The sequence below is a fragment of the Xanthobacter sp. AM11 genome, from assembly GCF_047444035.1.
In the GTDB taxonomy this organism is placed as follows: domain Bacteria; phylum Pseudomonadota; class Alphaproteobacteria; order Rhizobiales; family Xanthobacteraceae; genus Xanthobacter.
Genome location: NZ_JBLAOA010000001.1, coordinates 108,463 through 129,674, shown reverse-complemented (window position 1 = coordinate 129,674; position 21,212 = coordinate 108,463). Strand labels below are relative to the sequence as shown.

Annotated in this window: 19 protein-coding genes and 1 pseudogene; 12 read left to right on the top strand and 8 right to left on the bottom strand. The window is 70.2% G+C overall.

Going from position 1 to position 21,212, the window contains the following annotated elements; translation table 11 throughout:
* Positions 1 to 32: 32 nt before the first annotated feature.
* Entirely contained in the window at positions 33 to 632 is a 600-nt protein-coding gene (locus tag ACI7BZ_RS00615) for a VOC family protein (protein WP_414115281.1), read from the bottom strand.
* A gap of 321 nt (positions 633 to 953) precedes the next feature.
* On the opposite strand from ACI7BZ_RS00615, the gene ACI7BZ_RS00610 reads away from it, so the two are divergent.
* The 3 genes and pseudogenes from ACI7BZ_RS00610 to ACI7BZ_RS00600 form a co-directional block, all read left to right on the top strand.
* Positions 954 to 1,640, top strand: a complete 687-nt coding sequence (locus tag ACI7BZ_RS00610) for a GntR family transcriptional regulator (protein WP_414115280.1) — start codon at positions 954 to 956, stop codon at positions 1,638 to 1,640.
* A 294-nt stretch (positions 1,641 to 1,934) separates the two neighbouring features.
* On the top strand, positions 1,935 to 2,555 hold the full coding sequence (locus ACI7BZ_RS00605) for a TIGR02466 family protein (protein ID WP_414115279.1): 621 nt from the start codon (positions 1,935 to 1,937) through the stop codon (positions 2,553 to 2,555).
* A gap of 45 nt (positions 2,556 to 2,600) precedes the next feature.
* Positions 2,601 to 2,912: pseudogene (locus ACI7BZ_RS00600) on the top strand (hypothetical protein); the annotation flags it as partial.
* A 52-nt stretch (positions 2,913 to 2,964) separates the two neighbouring features.
* Here the strand turns inward: ACI7BZ_RS00600 and ACI7BZ_RS00595 are convergent.
* Together ACI7BZ_RS00595 and ACI7BZ_RS00590 are read right to left on the bottom strand one after the other, a co-directional pair.
* Positions 2,965 to 5,697, bottom strand: a complete 2,733-nt coding sequence (locus tag ACI7BZ_RS00595; protein WP_414115278.1) for a fused MFS/spermidine synthase — start codon at positions 5,695 to 5,697, stop codon at positions 2,965 to 2,967.
* A 149-nt stretch (positions 5,698 to 5,846) separates the two neighbouring features.
* Positions 5,847 to 7,775 carry a hypothetical protein gene (locus ACI7BZ_RS00590; RefSeq protein WP_414115277.1) on the bottom strand — a complete coding sequence of 643 codons (1,929 nt, stop codon included), beginning with the start codon at positions 7,773 to 7,775 and terminating at the stop codon, positions 5,847 to 5,849.
* A gap of 96 nt (positions 7,776 to 7,871) precedes the next feature.
* Between ACI7BZ_RS00590 and ACI7BZ_RS00585 the strand changes: the two genes are divergently transcribed.
* The 7 genes from ACI7BZ_RS00585 to ACI7BZ_RS00555 all read left to right on the top strand — a co-directional run bounded on the left by ACI7BZ_RS00585 (position 7,872) and on the right by ACI7BZ_RS00555 (position 13,012).
* Positions 7,872 to 8,060 carry a hypothetical protein gene (locus tag ACI7BZ_RS00585; RefSeq protein ID WP_414115276.1) on the top strand — a complete coding sequence of 63 codons (189 nt, stop codon included), beginning with the start codon at positions 7,872 to 7,874 and terminating at the stop codon, positions 8,058 to 8,060.
* 18 nt (positions 8,061 to 8,078) lie between these two features.
* Entirely contained in the window at positions 8,079 to 8,963 is an 885-nt protein-coding gene (locus ACI7BZ_RS00580) for a peptidylprolyl isomerase (protein ID WP_414115275.1), read from the top strand.
* A complete protein-coding gene (locus tag ACI7BZ_RS00575; RefSeq protein ID WP_414115274.1) occupies positions 8,960 to 9,967 on the top strand; it encodes a HupE/UreJ family protein in 1,008 nt (335 codons plus the stop codon). Before ACI7BZ_RS00580 ends, ACI7BZ_RS00575 begins: the two co-directional genes overlap by 4 nt.
* Before the next feature lie 62 nt (positions 9,968 to 10,029).
* A complete protein-coding gene (locus ACI7BZ_RS00570) occupies positions 10,030 to 10,641 on the top strand; it encodes a HupE/UreJ family protein (protein WP_414115273.1) in 612 nt (203 codons plus the stop codon).
* The gene (locus tag ACI7BZ_RS00565; RefSeq protein ID WP_414115272.1) at positions 10,638 to 11,267 is read left to right on the top strand and encodes a HupE/UreJ family protein; all 630 of its coding nucleotides are present in this window, start codon (positions 10,638 to 10,640) and stop codon (positions 11,265 to 11,267) included. Before ACI7BZ_RS00570 ends, ACI7BZ_RS00565 begins: the two co-directional genes overlap by 4 nt.
* A 237-nt stretch (positions 11,268 to 11,504) precedes the next feature.
* Positions 11,505 to 11,807 (top strand): acyl carrier protein, encoded by a 303-nt coding sequence (locus ACI7BZ_RS00560; protein WP_414115271.1) that lies wholly within the window; start codon positions 11,505 to 11,507, stop codon positions 11,805 to 11,807.
* Positions 11,804 to 13,012, top strand: coding sequence for a beta-ketoacyl-[acyl-carrier-protein] synthase family protein (locus ACI7BZ_RS00555; RefSeq protein WP_414115270.1), 1,209 nt, complete (start codon positions 11,804 to 11,806; stop codon positions 13,010 to 13,012). The genes ACI7BZ_RS00560 and ACI7BZ_RS00555 overlap by 4 nt, the downstream gene beginning before the upstream one ends.
* Positions 13,013 to 13,205: 193 nt before the next feature.
* Here ACI7BZ_RS00555 and ACI7BZ_RS00550 read toward each other — a convergent pair whose 3' ends face one another.
* The 3 genes from ACI7BZ_RS00550 to ACI7BZ_RS00540 all read right to left on the bottom strand — a co-directional run bounded on the left by ACI7BZ_RS00550 (position 13,206) and on the right by ACI7BZ_RS00540 (position 15,261).
* The gene (locus ACI7BZ_RS00550) at positions 13,206 to 13,895 is read right to left on the bottom strand and encodes a fumarylacetoacetate hydrolase family protein (protein WP_414115269.1); all 690 of its coding nucleotides are present in this window, start codon (positions 13,893 to 13,895) and stop codon (positions 13,206 to 13,208) included.
* Between the two features lie 233 nt (positions 13,896 to 14,128).
* Entirely contained in the window at positions 14,129 to 14,785 is a 657-nt protein-coding gene (gene msrA / locus ACI7BZ_RS00545) for a peptide-methionine (S)-S-oxide reductase MsrA (protein WP_414115268.1), read from the bottom strand.
* A gap of 161 nt (positions 14,786 to 14,946) precedes the next feature.
* The gene (locus ACI7BZ_RS00540; RefSeq protein ID WP_414115267.1) at positions 14,947 to 15,261 is read right to left on the bottom strand and encodes a hypothetical protein; all 315 of its coding nucleotides are present in this window, start codon (positions 15,259 to 15,261) and stop codon (positions 14,947 to 14,949) included.
* A 234-nt stretch (positions 15,262 to 15,495) separates the two neighbouring features.
* Here ACI7BZ_RS00540 and ACI7BZ_RS00535 point away from each other — a divergent pair, with 234 nt between their 5' ends.
* Entirely contained in the window at positions 15,496 to 16,005 is a 510-nt protein-coding gene (locus ACI7BZ_RS00535) for a GNAT family N-acetyltransferase (protein WP_414115266.1), read from the top strand.
* A gap of 141 nt (positions 16,006 to 16,146) precedes the next feature.
* Positions 16,147 to 16,686 carry an inorganic diphosphatase gene (gene ppa, locus ACI7BZ_RS00530; protein WP_414115265.1) on the top strand — a complete coding sequence of 180 codons (540 nt, stop codon included), beginning with the start codon at positions 16,147 to 16,149 and terminating at the stop codon, positions 16,684 to 16,686.
* Positions 16,687 to 16,836: 150 nt separating this feature from the next.
* Here the strand turns inward: ppa and ACI7BZ_RS00525 are convergent, their stop codons facing one another.
* The gene (locus ACI7BZ_RS00525) at positions 16,837 to 19,515 is read right to left on the bottom strand and encodes a nitrate reductase (protein ID WP_414115264.1); all 2,679 of its coding nucleotides are present in this window, start codon (positions 19,513 to 19,515) and stop codon (positions 16,837 to 16,839) included.
* Positions 19,516 to 19,549: 34 nt separating this feature from the next.
* Positions 19,550 to 21,163: a sulfite reductase subunit alpha gene (locus tag ACI7BZ_RS00520; RefSeq protein WP_414115263.1), complete on the bottom strand. Its 1,614-nt coding sequence runs from the start codon at positions 21,161 to 21,163 to the stop codon at positions 19,550 to 19,552.
* Positions 21,164 to 21,212 lie beyond the last annotated feature (49 nt).

The window sequence follows — 21,212 nt, the reverse complement described above, 5'->3', positions numbered from 1 at the left end:
GGCGCCCGCGTGGAGGAAGGGGCCGTGCGCGCTCACGGCGGGCCTGCCGCCGGGCTGGTGGCTTCACCGGCGGCGGGATCGGCCGGATGCCACAGGCGCACCGCGCTGGTGCGCTCATAGGCCTTGCCGCCGGGAAAGCTCACCAGTTCGCACTGCATGCCCCAGGGGGTGAGGAAATAGACCCAGGTCTGGCCGGCGCTGGGGCCGGTGTCCCGCGTCACCGGCACGCCGCAGATCTCGACCCCGTGCTGTTCCAGGTGCCGCACGGCGGCGTCGAAATCATCCACGTAGAAGGCAAGGTGATGCCCGCCGATGTCGCTGTTGCGCGGCGGCACCGTGCGCTGGTCGGGGGCGATGTACTGGAAGATCTCGAAATTGGAGCCGAAGCCGCAGCGCAGAAACACCAGCTTCTTCATCACCGCCCGCGGGTCCACTCGGAGCTGGCGCGCCATCCAGTCGTCCTGCGCCTGGAACGGGCCGAGCTCGTAGACCTTGGTGCAGCCGATCACCTCCACGAAGAAGCGCACCGCGGCGTCGATGTCCGGCACCGTGAAGCCGAAATGGTCGGTGCCCCGGAGGCCGGGCAGGCCGCGGTTCGCCGCGGCGGGGGAGTGCTGATGCTGAAGGCCCATGACCCGACCCGTTGAGAATTGCGGCGCGCGCATCCGGCAGAAGGGGGGGCGGCCGGCGCTTTGCCGCACCGGCAATTCAGGCGCCGGAGCGCTGTCCCCACCCTGTCGAACGATCTGCGCCGTTTCCAGAGCGATACCCAGCGCGGCATACGCTGTCAATCTCATTGTATCCGATGCTGCTTATTTTGCGCTTATAGTTCAATATATATCCTTTGATTGGATACATTTTGCCAGCGTAGTGGCGCCATGGTATCCAATCCGGCGATGGCGCCGCCGCCGCGACGGGGCGGTGCGGGTGGTCCCCAAGGGTACGGATCGGACATGGACAGGCCTGCAGACGGTCAGGAAAAGGAGGCGGGGGTCCGTAGCCATGCCATCGCGGCGGACCTGCGGGCGGGCATCCTGGCGGGGGATTACGCGCCCGGCACCCGCGTGCGGCAGGAGGAACTGGCAGAGCGCTACGGCACCAGCCGCATCCCGGTGCGCGAGGCGCTGCGGGACCTCGAAAGCGAAGGCCTCGTGGTGCTGGTGCCCAATTCCGGGGCCTGGATCGCCAAGACCGACATCAACGAGTGCGTGGAGATCTACAAGATCCGCGAGCGCATCGAGCCCCTCGCCCTCAGCGAGAGCATCCGCCACATGGACGAGGACACCATCGCCCGCCTAGCCGGGCTGTGCGCGCAGATCGAGGCGTCGCAGGAGGTGGAGGAGTTCCTCAAGCTCGACCGCGCCTTCCATCTCCTCAGCTACAAGGCGGCGGGGATGCCGACGCTGCTGGCCATGATCGAGCGGTTCTGGAACACGACCCAGCATTACCGCCGGGCCTATTCCCACGTGATCGGCAAGGACGGGCAGTGGATCATCCATTCCGAGCATCGCCTGATCATGGAGGCGATCCGGCGGCGCGACGCCGTGGATGTGCAGCACCTGCTGGAAAGCCACATCCGCCGCACCCGCCTCCAGCTGCAGGCGCATGACCCCTCCCGCCCGCTCCCGCCCGGGAAATAGGCGGGGCGGGTCCGCCCTTCAGATGCCGGACCAATAGGGCTCGCAGCCCGTGGGCGGCGCAGCGGCGGCTGCGCCATGACGGCGCTTCAGCTCGGCGCAGGCGAAGGCGCGCGCGTCGGCGGGCAGGCGAGTCCCGAACTGGTGAGTGCCTCGCGCGCCCGGCGTCATCGGGCGGTCATGGGCGATGGGGAAAGTGCGGCCGTCTCCCCCACGGGCACGGGTGGACCGGCCCGTCGTGGCGTGCCGGTCCATCGCGCATTGCCTGTTCCAGACCACAGACGGACGGGCCCCGCAGTGAGCCAGATCATTGGATTGTTCCCCACCCCCGTGATGCGGGTGGAAGGCGTGTTCGGTGCCGAGGAGGCGGGCGCGCTGGCGGCCGAGGTGGTTGACGCCACCTCCATGACCAACGCCTATTCGGACCTTCTCTCCCACACCCCCGTGACCGGCGCGGACGCGAACGCGCTGTTCTCCCGGCTCGGGGCCCGGGTGCTGCCCAGCGTGGCGGAATTCGGCGAGGCGCTGTTCGGCGAGGCGCTCACCTGGCGGATCAAGGAAATCTGGGTGAACGTGCTGGAGCCCGGCGGCCACCAGGCCATCCACACCCATGCCAACAGCTTCATTTCCGGCGTGGTCTACCTCACCCCGGCCCACCCCTCCGCCAACATCGTCTTCCACAAGGCGATCGGCGGCAACGGCTTCATCTTCGGCAACACCAATCCCAACGCCCGCATCAATGCCTTCAACGGCGGCAAGTGGGCCATGCCGCAGACCAATGCCGGGGACCTCGTGATGTTTCCCAGCTACCTGCTGCACGAGGTGCCCACCAACCGGGGCGGCCGGCGCATCTCGGTGGCGTTCAATGCCATTCCCGACCGGCTCGACAATTTCGGCTACGCCATCCGCTTTTCCTGATCCCCTTTCCGGCGCGGCGCACCGGCCGGTGCCCCCTTGGAGGAGATGACGATGTCCCACCGCCTGACCCTCGCGGCACTGCTCTCGGGGATGATCATCGGCAGCCTCGCGGCCCCGGGCGCGAAGGCGCAATGCGCCTTCGACCAGTCCGTGCCCAACGCCAACGAGGTGCTGAACGAGCAGCAGCCCGCCGTCGCCATCGATTTCACCGACGAGTTCGAATTGCACGACGTGCGGATCGTGAGCCTCGACGATCAGTCGGTCTGGCCCACCGACTGGGCGCGCGTGGCGCAGCAGGTGCGGCGCACCGAATTCCGCGCCACGAAGCCGCTGCCGCCGGGCAATTACCTCATCGAATGGAATGGCTATCTGCGCCGCCACCACCATGCCGACGGCGGCTCCATCGCCTTCAGCGTGGCGGTTGCGGGCGCGGCTCCGCCGCCGGCCCCAAAGGCAGCGTCGCCAGCAGGCGGCGTGCCTCGGGGCGGGCCGGGTTCGCCCTATCGAGCGCTTCTAGGAGCCGCCGCGCCGCAGCCGGGTCGCTGACGGCCAACTGGCGGGACATGGCCAGCACCGGCAGGTAGGCGGGCTCGAAATCCGGGCTGGTGCGCACCAGATCCACGAGCCGCGGCGCAAGGCTGCCGGCCACGTCGCGCGGGCCGCGGGCGGCAAGGGTGTGCGCGCCCATCTCCAGATAGCCGTCGCGGGCGCGCCAATAGGCGGCCAGGCGCCGCCGGGCCTCCTCGTCGCCGCCATCAAGCACCGCCCCGGGCCGGGGATCGAGGCCGGTGATCAGGGCCAGCAGGCGGTCCGCCGGCCGATCCGCCATGGCATAGGCGGTGCGCGGCGCCGCCGCCGTCACCACTGGGCGGTCGTCGGTGTTGAGCGGGCCGGGGCCGGCGAAGCGGCGCAGTTCGTCCGTGCCGGCGAGATAGAGGCCGAACAGCGCCATGCCGTCGGAAAGATCGAGGGCGTCGAGCCGCCGCGCGAGGCTGCGCTCGCGCACCCGCGCCGCCAGCCAGCCGGCCGGATAGGCCATGGCCTCGCGCCGCCCCACCAGCGCCACCAGCGGCGTTTCCACGCTGAACTGGGCGAGGTAGGCGCTGGCATCGGGAAACACGTCGAGGAAGGTGCGCATGATGACCTTCAGCGTGTCGATATCCAGCTGGTGCAGCGGCAGCCACTGGCAGAACAGCCCGCCCGGCGCGAGCCGGTCGCGGATGGCGGCGAAGTGCTCGCGGGCATAGAGGGCGCCGGAGCCGTCCACGGACGGATGGTAGAGGTCCGCGACGATCACGTCGTAGGGCGCCCCGCCTGCGCGCACGAAGCGCCGGGCGTCGGCCACATGGATGCGGATGTCCGGGTTGCGGCCAAGGTGCGGGGCCGAGCGATCGAACAGGGGAAAGCTCTCCACCACTTCCGGCACCAGCTCCACGCCGTCCGTCACCAGCCCGGGATGGTCCCCGGCGGCGGAAAGGGTGGCGCCCGTTCCCAGCCCCAGGAACAGCGCGCGGTGCGGCGCGGGATGCAGCAGCAGCGGGATGTGCGCCTGGCGATGGTCCGACCGCACGGAGGCGCTGCCGCCCATGCGGAAATGGTTGTTGACCTGGAGGTGGCGGTCCCCGGCGGAATTGCGCACCACGCTCACCGCCGCCATCACCCCGTCGCGGTGCCATTCGAGTGCGCCGCCCACCGGCACCGGCACGAAGCGTAGCGACACCGGCGCCAGCAGCAGGGCCAGCACCGCCGCCAGCGTGAGCCCGCCGCCCGCCAGCGCCAGGCGCGGCCGCAAGGGCAGCACGAGGAGATAGGCGACAGCGATGAGGGCGAAGGCCTGCTTGGCCCCGATCAGCGGCAGCAGCACCGGGCCGAACAGCAGGGGCGCCAGGGCGGCACCGAGGGTGTTGGCCGCCAGCGCCGGCCCGACGCCGCCGATGCGGTCGCTGGCCCGCTGGGCAAGATCGGTGAACAGTGCGCCCATGGCGATGGTGGGCGGGAGGAAGGCGAGGGCCGCGATGGCGAATTCGGCACCCAGGCGCCCCGCCATGGTGGCCGGCAGAAGGTCCTGCAGGCCGGTCAGCACCGTTTGGGACACCCCCAGCACGCCCGCGCCGGCGAGGCTGGCGAGGGCGGTCAGGCTCACCAGCAGGCCGGTGAGCGCCTGCGGGTCGCGCGGCGTGGCCACGCGGGCCCGCAGGGCCGCGCCCAGCGCAGTGCCGGCGAGATAGGCGGCGAGCAGGATGGCGAAGGTGTAGATGGTGTTTTCGAGGATCTGGCTCAGCACCCGCACGGCGAGCACCTCGTAGCCGATGCCGAGCAGGCCGGTGAGGAACAGCGGGGCGAGGGCCGCAAGCAGTGCCGCACCGGGCAGCGCGCGCCGCGAGCGGCGCCCGGCCTCGTCCGTTGCGCCCACCGCCGCGCGTTCCGCACCGGCGTTTACGTCCTTTGCCGCGCGTTCCGCGCCGGCGTTTGCATTCTTCGCCGCGCGTTCCGCGCCGGCTTGCGTCCACATGGCCACGGCACAGACGAAGTTGAGCGCGGCGCATGCCAGCAGGGTGGCGGAAAGGCCCAGGGCGGGGATGATGAGGAAGGCGGTGGCCAGGGTGCCGGCGACTGCGCCGGCGGTGTTGGCGGCATAGACCTGCCCCACCGCCACGCCGCGGGCGACCCGCGGAGCGAGAACGGCCTCCAGCGCCGGCACGGTGGCGCCCATGGCGAGGGTTGACGGCAGCAGCAGCACGAAGGGGAGGGCGAAGGCCACCAGCCATTGGCGCGCGGGCGCCGCATCCACCGGCACCAGCAGGGGAACGAGGTCGCCGACCACGGGCGCCAGCGGGATGAGGACCAGGGCCCACAGGCCGATGGCGATTTCGAACCCGGCATACCACAGCCCCGGCCGGGCGCTTGCGGCGATGCGCCCGCCGAGGGTCACGCTGCCCAGGGCCAGCCCGCCGAACAGGGCCGACATGACGCCAAGGACGGCCACGATCTCGTGGCCGAGGCTGACGGCGAGCATCCGCGTCCAGACGATCTCGTAGCCAAGCCCGGCAAACCCCGACAGCACGGCAACCAGGGTGACAGCGAGGATGCTGCGGGCGGCAGACGGCAGGGATGCGGCCGGCGCGGCCTGTGCTTGGGACATGGACGGACGTGACTTTCCTGAAGCAAAAAGGCCGGGGGCCGTCCTGGCCCCCGGCTTTCGTATCCTGCGCGCGGCGCGTGATCACCCGGAGGGGGCAATCACGCGCCGCGCGACCTCACTTGGCGAGGGACCTCACTTGGCGAGGGACTTCACTTGGCGAGAGAAACCGCCAGTTCCTCGTTGGTCTCCACGAGGAGCTTCGGCTGGTCCGAGACGCGGATGAAGATGGGGTTGGTGTAGAACCACAGGTCCGACCAGCCGGCGACGTCGTAGCTGGAGACCTTCTGGCCGTCGCGCACCACCAGGTGCGAGGGGCAGGCGGCGTCGGTGCAGGGAACGAACGGGCCCTGGGCGGTGTTCTCGGGGTCCCAGTCGTTCAGCGGGTTGCCCTCGGCATCGGTCTCGGCCGGGACGGACGCCGGCAGGTTCGAGCCGCGGACGCGGACGTACATGTTGTTCTGCACGTTCGGGATGGTGACCACCATGGTCCGCTTCGCGCCCCGCGCCTTCCAGTTGCTGGCGCTGAAGGTGGCGATGACCGCCGCCGACGTGTTGGTGCCGGCGGTGTAGTTGGCGCTGTCAGGCGAAACCACGCCGGTCACGTCGCCCTTGATGAACTGCACCTGACGCAGGGTCGGCTTGTTCAGGGGCTCCTGGATGCCGATCTGGGCCAGGGAGGGGTTGTTGAAGGTATAGGGCGAGTTGTTCGTCCCCTGGAGCACGTTCACTTCCAGGGTCAGCTTCACCGACTTGCCGCGGGGGACGACCAGGGTATCGCCCATCTTCACCACGCCGCCACCGAAGGCGCCGACGGCCTGGGCCTTGTAGGTCAGCTCGCCGGTGATGATGTCACCCATCACCGAGTAGGAGTTGCCCGAGCGCACGCCATCGACCACCGCCTGAGGACGCAGGTTCTTGCGGCCCTTGGGACGGGGCACGTAGAGCTTCTGGTACTCGCCGGGGTAGAAGTCGTTGGTGCTGCCCTGCTCATAGATGCTGAAGGCGCCGCGGTTGTGCCAGTCGGAGCTGGCGAAGAAGAACCAGTTGCGGCCTTCGCCCAGCAGCGCGTCCCACACGCCGCCGATCTTGGCGGCATAGATGCCGGTGCCGCCGAAGGTGGTCACGCCCACCGAATCGCAGCCCGAGCCGCAGAAGTTGGCGCGGTATTCGCCACGATTGTTGCTGGCCTGGTGGCCGGGCTGGCTTTCGAAGCCCACGGCGACGGTGGGGCCGGCATTGTTGAAGTCACGCAGGTGCTCGATATTGAACCCGTTGTTGCCGTTCGGGTTGAACACGCCGGCACGCTCCAGGTGGGCGGGCACGTAATAGCTGTCGAGCGGGTAGTTGTCCTGCAGCCACTTCACGCTGGGGACAGCCTTGTTCTTGTGGTTCGTGGTGCCCGCACCGGTGCCGCTGGCGTTGGCGACCTTGCCTTCCCAGTTGTGGTTCGGCGCGCCGAGGCCGGTGTCGGTGTCCGAGCGGTCGAAGCGATATTCGAATTCGGCCACGGCGCTGGCGTCGCCGGTGTCCTTGGTCTTGTTCTTGCCGAACACGCCCTTGCTGATGGCGTTCTCGGGCTTCTGGTTGCCGATGACGGCCATGGAGGTGTGCTCGTGGCCGGGCACGTTGGTCTCGACCGCCGCATAAAGCATGGGCTGGTTGAGTTCCTTGGCGAGCCGGATGAGCTCGGGGAAGATGATCTCTTCCGCGCTCTGCCAGCGCCACATGGAGCGGTGGCCCTGCGAGGTCGCGGTGTTGCCCTTGATGACGAGGCCTTCGACCTGGTCGAAGAAGCGGCCGGTGCCGGAGGTGGAACCGTCGCCTTCCGGATCGTCGATGCGGCAGTCACGCGGGCTCGACCCACCGTGGTCCGCGGAACCCAGCCATTCGAGGCCGTAGCTCTCGACGGCCTTCTTCACCATGGTCTCGACCGACGAGCGGCCGTCCGAGCACGGCGTGTGATTGTGGAAATCGCCCGCCATGTAGCTGTCGGCGAACGCCGGCGTCGTGGTGACCGCACCGACACCGCCGGCAACGGCGAGGACCGAGGCCCCCGCGATAAGCTGATGCTTCAGCATCCCGCCCTTCATGCTCCAACCCCTTGAATAAACGGATGCCCAGTGATCCGTTTGCGCTCTACTAGCGACCTTCTGTGACTACCTCCTGAAGCTTTGATGACGCCGCCGGAAGTGAGCCGGATAACAGTTTTGCCGACCATCGGTCGGAAATACTTGTGGTTGCAAGGTTTGTTGGCGATCGATGGAATCGTCTCCCGCTGTCATCAACCCGACACCGGTCGCCGGGTAGGTGATGCGCCGCCGCCAGATGGCGCGCGCTTCCGGCTATTTCTTGCCGGCTATTGATCGGGGGCTGGGAAGGTCTTGACGGGAACGGGCAAGGAATCTGCCGCGGCGGGCGGCAGCGATGCGCAGCGCCCCGACGGCGGGCGGACGGGTCGGAGCTGGCTGCGGCGGCTGGTGGCCGAGCCGCTGGTTCAGTTCATGGCCCTGGGCGCCATGATCTTCGCGGCCCATGCCGCCGTCACGCCCCCGGTCAGCAAGGAACGGCTGATCGAGGTGACGCCCGAAGTGCGCGAGGCCATCGTCGGGGCCTTCAAGTCGTCGCATGAAGGCCGCGAGCCTGGCGCCGACGAATATGCCAAGCTCGTCGACGTCTGGATTCTCAACGAGATCACCTTCCGCGAGGCGCTGGCGCAGGGCCTCGACAAGGGTGACGAGATGATCCGCGACCGCATCGTCCACAAGATGCGGCTGCTCGTCTTCAACGGCGTTGAGGTGAAGGAGCCCACGCGGGAGGAACTCGCCGCCTGGTATGAAAAGCGGCGGAAAAATTACGACATCCCGGATACGGTGAGCTTCATCGCGGTGCCCTTCACCGGCCCGAAGGCCGAGGAGAATGCGCGCGCGGTGCTGGAGCAGATTCTCGCCGGCACGGAGCCGGAAGAAGTGCAGATGCGCGCCCTCATCTATGGCGAGCGTCCCCCGGCCACCTTGGAGCCCTCCCTTGGAAAGCCGTTCGTGGAGCAGCTCATCGCCGTTCCCGAGGGGGAATGGCGCGTATTGCAGTCGCAGGCCGGCTGGCACGTGGTGCGCCTCGACAGCTATTCGCCCGGCCGCAAGGTGGACCTGGACGAGGTGGGCGCGCAGGTGGCGCAGGCCTGGAAGGACGAGCGCCGCCGTATCCTCGCCATCGCCGCCACCCGCGACCTGGGCAAGGCCTATGTGATCCGGCGCAGCGAGCCATGACCCGCATCATCAGCCGCACCCTGGTCCCGGCGATCCTCCGCCGCCTGGTCGCCGCAGTGCTGGGCCTGGCGGGCGTCCTGCTGGCTCCCGCCGCCCTCGTGCCGGTGTCGGGGACGGCGCAGGCCCATGAGGCGAGCATGGCGGTCATCACCCTGCGGGAGATCGCCCCCGGCCGCTATATCGGGCAGTGGACCATGCCGCCGGTGGACCCGACGCTGCAGCCCATCTTTCCCGCCCATTGCAAGTGGCAGCCCCCGGAACTGGTGTGCGGCGATCGCGGGCTCATCGGCCGCATCAGCTTCATGGGCCTCGGCAGCAAGCAGTCGGTGGCGACCATCCGCGTCATTCCCCGCGAGGGGCCGCTGGAGGCCTATACGGTGAGCGCCGCGAAGCCGACGATGATGGTGGCCCGCAACCCGGGCACCGATCTCGCCATCTGGGCCGACCTTGCGGACACCTACGTCAACCTCGGCATCGACCACATCCTGCGCGGCATCGACCATCTCCTGTTCGTGCTGGGCCTCATCTGGATCGTGAAGGGCGGCTGGAAACTGGTGAAGACCATCACCGCCTTCACCGTGGGCCATTCCATCTCGCTGGCCGCCGCCACCTTCGGCTGGGTGGGGGTGCCCGAGCAGCCGCTGAATGCCGCCATCGCCTTGTCCATCGTCTTCGTCGGCGTGGAGATCGTGAAGCTCCAGCGCGGCGAGGCGGGCCTGACGGCGCGCTATCCATGGAGCGTGGCCTTCGCCTTCGGCCTGCTGCACGGGCTGGGCTTCGCCACCGCCCTCACCACCCTGGGCATCCCGCAGGCCACGCTGCCCATCGCCCTCCTGTTCTTCAACGTGGGCGTCGAGATCGGCCAGCTGGCCTTCGTCATGGCGGTGCTGGCCCTCATCTGGGCGCACCGGCAGGCCAAGGCGCTGCTGCCCCGCTGGGGCGCGGCCATCCCCGCTTATGTCATCGGCAGTGTTGCGTCCTACTGGTTCCTCATCCGCATCTGACTTCCTCCGCCGGTCCGCCTGCGCGGCGGCCGGCGTTTCTCTCTCACCGACGGACGTTCGAGATGAAATCCTCCAAGCTCAACCCGGCCCTGCTGCTCGCCGGCCTGCTCGCTTCCATCCCGCTCTCGCCGGCCCTGGCCCATACGGGTTCCGGCGTGGCCGTCGGCCTCGAAAGCGGCTTCCTGCACCCGATCACCGGGCCGGACCACCTGGTGGCCATGGTGGCGGTGGGCCTGTGGGGCGCCCAGCTGGGCAACCCCGCCATCTGGATTCTTCCCGTCACCTTCCCGCTGGTGATGGCGGTGGGCGGCCTGATCGGCATCATGGGCATCGACCTGCCCTTCGTGGAGCCCATCATCGCCCTGTCCGGCGTCGCCCTGGGCCTGATGGTGGCGCTCAGCGTGCGGCCGCCGATCTGGGCTGCCGCCGTGCTGGTGGGCATCTTCGCCGTCTTCCACGGCTATGCCCACGGCCGCGAGCTGCCGGACGCGGCGGATGCCATCGCCTATGCGGTCGGCTTCGTGGTGGCCACCGGCATGTTGCACCTGGTGGGCATCCTGCTGGGCGTGCTGGTGCGCTGGGAAGCCGGCGCCAAGGCGGTGCGGGCCTGCGGCGCGGCCATCGGCTGCGTCGGCGTGTATTTCCTTCTCGGCTCCATCGGGATCATCGAATGAAGCGTCTTGTGAGGCGTATCGGAACGGTCGGCGCCCTCGCCCTCGCGGGCGTCTGCGCGCCGACCCTCGCGCAGGCCCATCTGGTGGACACGCGGCTCGGCGATTTCTATTCCGGCGCGCTGCATCCATTGACCGATTTCGAGCAGGTGCTGCCCTGGATCGCGCTGGCGGTGCTGGCCGCCTTCCAGGGGCCCGAGCGGGGCCGGTGGGTCATCGTCGCCTTTCCGCTGGCGCTGCTGGCCGGCGGCGTGGCGTCGCAGGTCCTGCCGCCCCTGCCGTTCTCATCGGCGGTGGGGCTGTTCTTCGTCGCCCTCATGGGGCTGGCGGTGGCGGTACAGGCATCGGTTCCCCAGCCGCTGTTGATCCTCGCCGCGGTGTGCATCGGTCTGCTGCATGGCTACCAGAATGGCGAAGCCATGGTGGCGAGCACGGACCGGCTGCTGTTCCTGTCGGGCGTGACGGTGGTGGGCTACGCCTTCGTCACGCTGGGAACCGGTGGGGCGATCGCCTTCCTGCGGGGGGCCGGCGGCTGGCGGCCCATCGCGCTGCGGGCGGCGGGAAGCTGGGTGTCAGCGGTGGGCATCATGGTGCTCGGCCTGCACCTTGTGAGCCGCGGCGTCAGCTGAAGCCGGCGGGCCGGCGGTTGCCGCCTCCGGCCGGGGGCGGTTGCCGGCGCTCCCGGCGGCGCCGGCCTTGCCGCCGAACCCATTGTCCGGCCTCGCGAATGGGCAGGGGCGCCGCAACCTCAGGTGCGGTGTTGATCCGGCGAGGTAGACAGGGGTGCGGCGGCTGTGCATGTTAGCCGCGCTCGGGACAGGGCGCCTTCGGCTGCCCCGTCGCAGCAGGTGTGTCGGAGGTGTCGCGTGGCGCAGGGCGAGGGCCGAAGGGGCGAGATTCTCGAGGTGATCGCCGACGAAGCGTCGATTGATCCGGCCATCGTGGACGCGGACACGAGCGTGGCGGATCTCGGCATCGGCTCCCTCGATCTCATCGAGCTGATCTTCAAGATCGAGGAGCGGTTCGGCATCGAGATTCCCTCGGAGGGACCGCTGGAGAATACGGACGTGAAGGTGTTCGAGCTTCTCGACCACGTCCAGAAGCTGATCGACGCCAAGTCCGGCGATGCCGTGGCCGGCAAGGTCACGCCGGCGCAGACCCCTTCATGATGCGTCGCGTGGCCATTACGGGCCTGGGCGCAGTCTCGGCCCTGGGGCTCGGCCTGCCGGCCCATCTGTCCGGGTTGCGCGAGGGGCGGGTGGGCATCGCGCCCCTCACCCTCGTGGGACCGGACAAGGTGAAGGCCCGCCAGGCCGGCGAGGTGCCGGGCTATGTCGCCGAGGCGCATTTCGAGGCCCGCCAGCTGGGCGTGCTCGACCGTTCGAGCCAGTTCGCCCTCCTGGCCGCCCGCGAGGCCATGGGGCAGGCCGCCGGGGCGCTGGATGGCGTGGCGGCGGAGCGGGCCGGGGTCATTTTTGGCGCCGCGGTGGGGTGCCACTCCCTGGAGGAAGGCTACCAGCGCATCCTGGTGGATGGCGCGCGCCCCCATCCCTTCACGGTGCCGCGGTCCATGCCGTCGTCGGCCGCCAGCCAGATTTCCATGGCCCACCGCATCCTCGGGCCCAGCTTTGCCACCGCCTCGGCCTGCTCCTCCGCCTCCCATGCCATGGGCCTTGCGTTCCACATGGTGCGCGCGGGGTTGCTGGATGCGGCTGTCACCGGGGGCTGCGAGGCACCCCTCACCCTGGGCATGGTGAAGAGCTGGGAGGCGCTGCGCGTGCTGTCCGCCGACACCTGCCGGCCCTTCTCCAGGGATCGCTCCGGCCTGGTGCTCGGGGAGGGCGCCGCCGTGGTCGTGCTGGAGGACATGGAGCGCGCCCGCGCGCGCGGCGCCACCATCCTGGCGGAGGTCATCGGCTTCGGCATGAGCGCGGATGGCGCCGACCTGACCGCCCCCGATGCCGCCAGCGCCGGCCGCGCCATCGCCGCCGCCCTCGCCGATGCGGGCATCTGCGGCGCGCAGGTGGATTATGTGAATGCCCACGGCACCGGAACCGTGCTCAACGACAAGACCGAAACCGCCGCTTTGCGCGCCGTGCTGGGTGCGCGGCTGGACGCGATTCCCGTCTCCTCCACCAAGTCCATGACCGGCCATTGCCTCGGCGCCTCGGGCGGGCTGGGCGTGGTGGCATCGGTGCTGGCGCTGACGGAAGGCTTCGTGCCCCCCACCATGAATTTCCGCGCGGCGGACCCCGAATGCGCGCTGGACTGCGTGCCCAACGCCGCCCGGGCCGCAGCGCCGCAGGTGGTGCTGGTGAACGCCTTCGCTTTCGGCGGGCTCAACGCCGTGCTGGCCCTGCGCGCCGTGGGCTGAGGGCGCCGCCCCGCATATCTTCCCGCGTCTCGCCTGCGTTTTGGCCGTCCCCATAGGGGCGGGCCGGATGTGTCGCATTCGGCCGATCCGGCTTCAGCACCGCGCGGGCATGGGCAGAGGGGTGGCCGCGGGCCGTGGTGCGGCCGCCATGGCGTGCCGCACCACTCAAATCGGGTCCCGGGCGGGCCCGCCCTCAGGCGATGGTGAGGGCGATCTCCCCCACGCCCTCCACGCCGCCCGCCAGATGATCGCCCTTCACCAGCGGGCCGACACCGGCCGGCGTTCCGGCGAAGATGAGGTCGCCGGGGGCGAGGCGGAACAGGGTGGACAGGATGGCGATCATCTCCGGCACTTTCCAGATCATCTGGTTGAGGTTGCCGTCCTGCTTCAGCACGCCGTTCACATTCAGGAAGATGCGCCCGGCGGCGGGGTGGCCGGTGGTCTCCGCCGGCACCAGGGCCGAGCAGGGCGCGGCGTCCTCGAAGGCCTTGCCGGTTTCCCACGGGCGCCCCGCCTTCTTGGCTTCGCCCTGCAGGTCGCGCCGGGTCAGGTCCAGGCCCACGCCATAGCCGAACACGCAATCCAGGGCGCGTTCCACCGGAATGTCCTCGCCGCCGGACTTCAGCGCCACCACCAGTTCCACCTCGTGGTGCAGGTCGTGCGTCATCTTCGGATAGGCGATGGTGGAGCCCGAGGGCACCAGCGTGTCGGGATTCTTCTGGAAGAAGAAGGGCGGCTCCTTGCTGGGATCGTGGCCCATCTCCACCGCATGGTCGGCAAAATTGCGGCCGACGCAGTAGACGCGATGGACCGGGAACAGGTCCGCGCTGCCGGCAACGGCAAGGGTGGGGATGGCCAGAGGCGGGAAGACGTAGCTCGGCATGGAACGCTCCGGGAAAGGATGCACCTGAATACGGCGCGGCCGCCGCCGGGGAAAGAGGCGAGGCCGATGGGGCGCGCCCGCCGGCCGACTTTGCGCTCCCTGCGCCGGGCCACGGCTTCCCGCCGGGCCGACCTTGCAGTCTTTGCCGCGCGCATCCGCCCGCAGCATGCGGCGGCGGCCTGAGCGCCGCCGCCGCATGGCACGAAGGGGTCGGAGCGCCCCTGCGCCGCGCGCTATTGCGCGGCGACGCCGGTGCCGATGGGGCAGGAGACGCCGGTTCCGCCGAGCCCGCAATAGCCGTTGGGGTTCTTCGCCAGATACTGCTGGTGGTAGCCTTCCGCGAAGTAGAACGGCCCGAGGTCGGCGATCTCCGAGGTGATGGGGCCGAAGCCCTTCGCCTTCAGTGCCGGGGCATAGCGCGCCTTTGCCGCTTCCGCGGCGGCACGCTGCACGGCGTCGGCCACATAGATGCCGGACCGATACTGGGTGCCCACGTCATTGCCCTGGCGCATGCCCTGGGTGGGATCGTGGGATTCGAAGAAGAGCTTCAGCAATTCGTCGTAGGACACCAGCTTGGGGTCGTACACCACCAGCACCGCCTCGGTATGGCCGGTGCGGCCGGAGCAGACCTCCTCATAGGTGGGGTTGGGGGTGATGCCGGCCACATAGCCGACGGCCGTGGCCCACACGCCCTCCTGCTGCCAGAACTTGCGCTCCGCGCCCCAGAAGCAGCCGAGGGCGAACACCGCCGTCTCGAAGCCGTCGGGATAGGGCCCCTTCAGCGGGTGCCCGGTCACGAAATGCACGTCGGCGGTGGGAAGGGGGTCGCTGCGCCCGGGCAGGGCATCGGCGGCGGTGGGCAGATCGAGGGACTTCTTCAGCCAGAACATGGCGGGCTCCTCGCAGCCCCGGCGCCGGGCATGGGACACCGGCGGGGGCGGAAACAGGATGATGGAAACGCCGCGGCTCCATAGGGGCGGATCGCGCTCTAAGGGTCGCGGCCGGACCCCCAATATGGGGATGCATCCTGTGCTGCGCGAGGGGGAGGCCCTCAGCCGACCTCGAAGCGCGAGCGCTCGCGCACCCGTCCCAGGGTCAGCAGCATCACCCCCAGCACCACCAGCAGAAGGAAGGCGGGCAGCGACAGGAGCGGCAGCAGGACCCCGTTCCAAACGGTTGGAAAGCCGGCGCGACCCGACGCCTCCGCGCGTTCGAGGCTCGCCGGCGCGAGCGCGAACCAGGCGTCCCCGGCCGATGTGAACACGAGGGCGGAAGCCGCAATGGAACGTGTGCCGTCCACGATCAGGGCCACGAAGCCGCCGGCAAGCAGCCAGAAGCCGACGAAACGGAGCAGGAAACGGATCATGGCCGGCGCCGGCCCTCCTTGTCTGTGTGCCCGGGCCGAAGCCCGCGGTCCGGTTTAGGCAAGATCGCCGCGCAATGCACCTGGCTTGTGCATTCCTGGCGCCTGGGGAGGCGCCGGGCTTGTGCATTCCTGGCGCCTGGGGAGAGGCGCCGGGCTTGCGCATTCGCAGGGCGCGGGGGTGCCAATCGTCGAAGACCCCTTGAAGCCGGCGCCCGGGTTTGCTTCCATCAGGCCATGAGCACGGGCCTCATCGAAATCCGCAGGGCCAAGACCGGCGATGCCAAGGCGATCGCGGCGGTGCATGACGCGGCCTGGCGTGGCGCCTATCGCGGCCTCATCCCCGGGGTGGAGCTGGAGCGCATGGTGGAGCGGCGCGGCCCGCGCTGGTGGGATGCCGCCATCCGCCGCGGCAGTCGGCTTTCGGTGCTGCTGGTGGGGGACGACCTTGCTGGCTACGTGAATTTCGGCGGCAACCGGGCCAAGAGCCTGCCCTATGGCGGCGAGATCTACGAGATCTACCTCCAGCCGCTTTACCAGGGCCTCGGCTTCGGCCAGCGCCTGTTCTCCGCCGCCCGGCGCGACCTTGCCCTTGCCCGGCTCGAAGGTCTCGTGGTGTGGGCGCTGGCCGACAACGAGAAGGCGGTGGGCTTCTACAAGGCGCTGGGGGGGCAACCGGTCGCATCCTCCGTGGAGCAGTTCGGCTCGAAATCGCTGGACAAGATCGCCTTTGCTTGGCAGCGGTAGCGCCCGAGCGGGCATCCGTCCGCTCGGTCTTAGGCCATCAGCGGGCACCCGCCCGCTCGGTCCCGAGCTTCGCGCGTCGCCCACGGTGGCGCGGTACGGGCGATCGTCCGTGCGGACCGTCAGCTTCCAAGCGAGTGTCACATGCGCATTGATGCGATCCCGATCGGCAAGAACCCTCCTGATGACGTGAATGTCGTGATCGAGGTGCCCATCGGCGGCGAGCCCATCAAGTACGAGATGGACAAGGCGGCTGGCACCCTGTTCGTGGATCGCTTCCTTTATACCGCCATGCGCTATCCCGGGAACTACGGCTTCATTCCCCACACCCTGTCGGGCGATGGCGACCCCTGCGACGTGCTGGTGGCCAACACCCGCGGCATCGTGCCCGGCGCCGTCATCAGCTGCCGCCCGGTGGGCGTGCTGCTCATGGAAGACGAGGGCGGCCAGGATGAGAAGATCATCGCGGTACCGTCTTCGAAGCTGACCAAGCGCTATGACGGCGTCGAGAATTTTTCCGACCTCCCCGACATCACGCTGAAGCAGATCGAGCATTTCTTCGAGCACTACAAGGATCTGGAGCCCAACAAGTGGGTGAAGATCGTGCGCTGGGGCGATGCCGCGGAAGCCAAGAAGCTCATTCTCGAAGGCATCGAGCGGGCCAAGGCCGAAAAGGTCGGCTGAGGCGCTGCCCCCGGGGCGTGTGCGCCCCTCTGGAGCGGGCATCGGCCCGCTCCTTTTCTTTTGAGCGGGCCGGTGCCCGCTCCTTGGTTTTTGAGCGGGCCGGTGCCCGCTCCTTGCGGTTCCGGGGGCAGGCGGTTGCCGGCTCCGGCGCTATGCCGGGACGGTCGCCGCGGCGATGAGCCGCCGGACTTCCGGCAGGCAGGACCCGCAATTGGTGCCGGCCTTCAATTTCTCCCCCACCATGGCGGCGTCGAGCGCCCCGGCCGTGATGGCCTCCATGACGGCCCCGCGCGCCACGCCGAAGCAGGCGCACACGAGCGGGCCGCCGTCCTGCCGTGCGCCGGCGCGCCGCCCGGAAAGCACGAGGCGACGGTCGGCGGCCGAAACCGTCAGCTCCGGCAGCAGGCCCTTCAGCGCGTCCCAGGCGGGACGATGCCCCGCCGGGCTGCAGAACACCGCGAAATCAAGCCGCCCGGCGCTGTCGAAGGCGGCGGCGCGGAACAGGCCGGCGGGGGCATCCGTCAGCTCGGCCACGTCGGCGGGCCCGCAGGCGGCCACCCACGCGGCCCAGTCCTGAGGTCCGGCCTCCCCCGCCACCCGCCAGCCGAAGCCGCCCTCCAGCGCCGCCCGCGCCCACCACAGGCCATGGGGAAGCGCCATGTCGCGCCGCGCCAGCACGAAGCCTTCGAACCGGGCGGCATGGGGGGCGATGGCCACCGGCGTCGCCTTCGCATCCGGCTGGCCGGAGACTGGGTCGGTGACAGTATGGACCAGCGCGCCCACCCGCCCGTGGGAGGCGGTGGCGTCGCTCCAGTGGATGGGGGCGAACAGGGTGCCCGGCGCCTGCCCGGCATCGTGCCGCACCTCCAGCACCGCCGCCCCGTGGGCGCTCCACACCCGCGCCAGCGTCCCCTCCGCCAGGCCCAGCCGGGCGGCGTCGTCCGGGTGCACGGCTACGAACGGTGCTGGGATGTGGGAGCCGAGCCGGGGCGAAAGGCCGGTCCGGGTCATGGTGTGCCACTGGTCGCGGATGCGGCCGGTGTTCAGCAGGAAGGGGAAGGCCGCCGTCGTCGCGGCCGCCGCCGCCGGGCGCGGGACGATGAAGCGGGCCCGCCGGTCGGCGGTGAAATAGCCGCCCTGCGCGAACAGGCGCGCGGTGCCCTCCCGGCGCCCGGGCGGCGCCGGCCACTGCACCGGGGCGAAATCCTGGTAGTGCGCGTCGGGCAGGTCCGCGAAGGCGGAAATGTCGAAATCGCGGGTGCCATCGTTCTCGAAGCCGGAAAGGGCGGCGTGCTCGCGGAAGATGTCTGCCGGCCCCCGCCAGTCGAAGGCGGCGCCGTGGCCCAGGCGGCGGGCGACGCCGGCGATGGCCCACCAGTCCGGCCGCGCCTCCCCCGGCAGGGCGAGAAACGGGCGCTGGCGCGAGATGCGCCGTTCGGAATTGGTGACGGTGCCGTCCTTCTCGCCCCAGGCGGCGGCGGGCAGCATCACATGGGGGCGGCAGGCGGCGGTGTCGTTGCGGGCGACATTCTCCGACAGCACGAAGAGATCGAGCCGGGCGAGGGCCCGGCGCACCGCATCCGCCTCGGGCAGGCTGACGGCGGGGTTGGTGCCCATCACCCACAGCGCCTTGATCTCGCCGCGTCCGATGGCGGCGAACATGTCCACCGCCTTCAGCCCCTCGTGGGCGGCCATGTGCGGCGCACCCCAGAAGCGGCGCACCCGGTCCACCTCCTCCGGCGCGAAGCCCATGTGGGCGGCGAGCTGGTTGGCAAGCCCGCCCACCTCGCGCCCGCCCATGGCGTTGGGCTGGCCGGTGAGGGAGAAGGGGCCCATGCCCGCGCGGCCCATGCGGCCGGTGGCCAGGTGGCAGTTGAGGATGGCGCTGACCTTGTCGGTCCCCGCCACCGACTGGTTCACCCCTTGCGAATAGCAGGTGACGGTGCGCCCGGTGGCGGTGAACAGGGCGAAGAAGCGTTCCACGTCGTCGGTGGCAAGGCCGCAGGCGCGGGCGGTGGCGGCGGCGTCCGGGGCTGCGGCGCGGGCGGCCGCCAGCGCCGCCTCGAACCCGGCGGTGTGGTCGCGCACATAAGCGGCATCGAAGGCGGCGCTCCGGGCCAGATGCACCAGCAGGCCGGAAAACAAGATGGCGTCGGTGCCGTGGGCAAGGGGCAGGTGCAGGTCCGCCTCCGCCGCGGTCTCGGTGCGGCGCGGGTCGATGACCACCAGCCGCGTGCCCCGCGCCCGCCGCGCCGCCTCCATGCGCCGGAACAGCACCGGATGGCACCAGGCGGCGTTGGCGCCCACCAGCACGATGAGGTCGGCGGCCTCCAGGTCCTCATAGGCCCCCGGAACGGTGTCCGAGCCGAAGCCGCGCTTGTGCCCGGCCACCGAGGAGGACATGCACAGGCGGGAATTGGTGTCCACGTTGGCGGTGCCCAGGAAGCCCTTGGCCAGCTTGTTGGCGGCGTAATAATCCTCGGTCAGGAGCTGGCCGGAGAGATAGAAGGCGACGGCGCCGGGGCCGTGGGTGTCCAGCACCGTGCGCAGGCCCGCCGCCACGTGGTCCAGCGCGTCGTCCCAGCTCGCCGGCGCCAGCACGCCGTCGGCGCCGCGCACCATGGGGTGGAGGAGGCGCGTGGCGAGGCCGATCGTTTCCCCCAGCGCCGCGCCCTTGGAGCACAGGCGGCCGAGATTGGCGGGGTGGTCGCCATCCCCCTGGATGAGGGCGCCGCCAGTGCCGTCCGGGGTGGCCCGCACGCCGCAGCCGACCCCGCAATAGGGGCAGGTGGTCTTCACCGAGGCAGGGGAGGCGAGGGGGGCGTTCATTCGGGGCGTTTCCTGCCTGAGGCCGGCATAGGGTTCAATATACGTCGGCCTGGTAGCGGCCGGCGGTCTTCAGGTCGGCCACGAAGCGGGCCGCGGCTTCTTCGGAAAGCCCGCCATGGGTGGCGGCAATGGCGGTGACGGCCGCCTCCACGTCCTTCGCCATGCGCTTGGCATCGCCGCAGATGTAGAAATGCGCGCCGGCCTGAAGCCACGCCCACAGCTCCGCACCGGCCTCGCGGATCTTGTCCTGCACATAGACCTTGCGCTCGCCGTCCCGCGACCAGGCGGTGTCGAGGCGGGTGAGCACGCCCGCCACCCCGAGGCCGGACAGCTCGTCCTCATAGAAGAAATCCGTGTCGCGCCGCTGGTGGCCGAAGAACAGCCAGTTGCGCCCCGGCGCCCCGGTGGCGAGGCGATCGAGCAGGAAGGCGCGGAACGGGGCGATGCCGGTTCCCGGCCCCACCATGATCACGTCCCGCGCGGGGTCCTGCGGCAGGCCGAAGCCGTGCGCCTTCTGAATATAGGCATTCAGGCGCGTGCCCGGCGCCAGGCGCGTGCCGAGGAAGGTGGAGGCGACGCCCAGCCGGGTGCGCCCGGCGAGGTCGAAGCGCACCGCATCCACGGTCAGGGTGAGCCGGCCGGGGGTGGCGCGGGGGCTGGAGGAGATGGAATAGAGCCGCGGCTGGAGCGGTTCCAGGCACTCGATGAAGGCTTCCGGGTCGGGCCGGATGCCGGGGAATTTCTGCAGCGCCGCCAGCACGTCGAGCGTCGCGGCGTCGCCGTCTGGGTCCTCGCCGGCGGCCAGCGCGCGGGCCTTGGCGCGGCGCTCCCCGCCCATCAGGTAGGAGGCGAGGGTGAAGAGGGCGTCGGGGGCGGACTTCAGGCACACCTCGCGGGCGAGCACCTCGCCCAGGGTCTTGTCGGCAATGGGGAAGTGCGCCGTGGCATGGAGCGCGGCGAGCACCTGCTCCACCAGTTCGGGATCGTTCACCGGGAACACGCCGAAGCTGTCGCCGGCCACATAGTCGATGCCCGAGCCGGCAAGGTCGAACTCGATGTGCCACGTCTCCTTCCCGGAGCCCGGCTTGTTGAGGCGGGTGCGGCCGAGGAAGGTGACCTCGCCGGGATTCTCCCGGGTTCCGGCGACCGCCGGCGAAGGGGTGGCGGGCGTCGCGATCGCCGGCGCCGCCGCCGCGGGGATGGGGGCAGCGGCCGTCTCGTCTGCCAGCAGCTTCAGCATGCGCAGCGTCTCCTTGCCGCCGGGGGCGCAGAGATTCAGCTTGGTCTCGCCGCCGGTGGCCAGCGCCTTGGCGTAGGTTTCGCACACATAGCCGCACTGGCCGCAATCCTGCTGGGCCATGGCCGCCATCATGCGGCGGGGCAGGGCCTTGCCTTCCGCCAATTTCATGCGCTCGGCCAGCGGCATGGCCGGGTCGTGCCAGGGCGCGCCGTCGTCCTCCTCCACCGCCGCGGGCAGGTCCGGCATGAGGGCCGCGGCGTCGCCGGGCGACAGGGCCATGGCGGCGGGGGCCTGGTCGGCGGAGAGGATGGCGGCGAAGAAGCCGTTCAGCCAGGCGCGCTGCTCGCCGGTGAAGGGCGCGCTCTCCGGCAGGATGGGCACGTGGGGGATGCGGGTCTGGAGGCTCATGGTGCGTCTCTCAATCCGTGGGCGCGCCAGCGGCGCGGAGTCCGGCGCG

Excerpts from the sequence above, each read along its gene's own strand:
- ACI7BZ_RS00615 (WP_414115281.1), bottom strand. The coding sequence starts at position 632 with ATGGGCCTTCAGCATCAGCACTCCCCCGCCGCGGCGAACCGCGGCCTG.
- ACI7BZ_RS00610 (WP_414115280.1), top strand. The coding sequence starts at position 954 with ATGGACAGGCCTGCAGACGGTCAGGAAAAGGAGGCGGGGGTCCGTAGC.
- ACI7BZ_RS00595 (WP_414115278.1), bottom strand. The coding sequence starts at position 5,697 with ATGTCCCAAGCACAGGCCGCGCCGGCCGCATCCCTGCCGTCTGCCGCC.
- ACI7BZ_RS00590 (WP_414115277.1), bottom strand. The coding sequence starts at position 7,775 with ATGCTGAAGCATCAGCTTATCGCGGGGGCCTCGGTCCTCGCCGTTGCC.
- ACI7BZ_RS00585 (WP_414115276.1), top strand. The coding sequence starts at position 7,872 with ATGACGCCGCCGGAAGTGAGCCGGATAACAGTTTTGCCGACCATCGGT.
- ACI7BZ_RS00575 (WP_414115274.1), top strand. The coding sequence starts at position 8,960 with ATGACCCGCATCATCAGCCGCACCCTGGTCCCGGCGATCCTCCGCCGC.
- ACI7BZ_RS00570 (WP_414115273.1), top strand. The coding sequence starts at position 10,030 with ATGAAATCCTCCAAGCTCAACCCGGCCCTGCTGCTCGCCGGCCTGCTC.
- ACI7BZ_RS00565 (WP_414115272.1), top strand. The coding sequence starts at position 10,638 with ATGAAGCGTCTTGTGAGGCGTATCGGAACGGTCGGCGCCCTCGCCCTC.
- ACI7BZ_RS00555 (WP_414115270.1), top strand. The coding sequence starts at position 11,804 with ATGATGCGTCGCGTGGCCATTACGGGCCTGGGCGCAGTCTCGGCCCTG.
- ACI7BZ_RS00550 (WP_414115269.1), bottom strand. The coding sequence starts at position 13,895 with ATGCCGAGCTACGTCTTCCCGCCTCTGGCCATCCCCACCCTTGCCGTT.
- msrA (WP_414115268.1), bottom strand. The coding sequence starts at position 14,785 with ATGTTCTGGCTGAAGAAGTCCCTCGATCTGCCCACCGCCGCCGATGCC.
- ACI7BZ_RS00540 (WP_414115267.1), bottom strand. The coding sequence starts at position 15,261 with ATGATCCGTTTCCTGCTCCGTTTCGTCGGCTTCTGGCTGCTTGCCGGC.
- ACI7BZ_RS00535 (WP_414115266.1), top strand. The coding sequence starts at position 15,496 with ATGAGCACGGGCCTCATCGAAATCCGCAGGGCCAAGACCGGCGATGCC.
- ppa (WP_414115265.1), top strand. The coding sequence starts at position 16,147 with ATGCGCATTGATGCGATCCCGATCGGCAAGAACCCTCCTGATGACGTG.
- ACI7BZ_RS00525 (WP_414115264.1), bottom strand. The coding sequence starts at position 19,515 with ATGAACGCCCCCCTCGCCTCCCCTGCCTCGGTGAAGACCACCTGCCCC.
- ACI7BZ_RS00520 (WP_414115263.1), bottom strand. The coding sequence starts at position 21,163 with ATGAGCCTCCAGACCCGCATCCCCCACGTGCCCATCCTGCCGGAGAGC.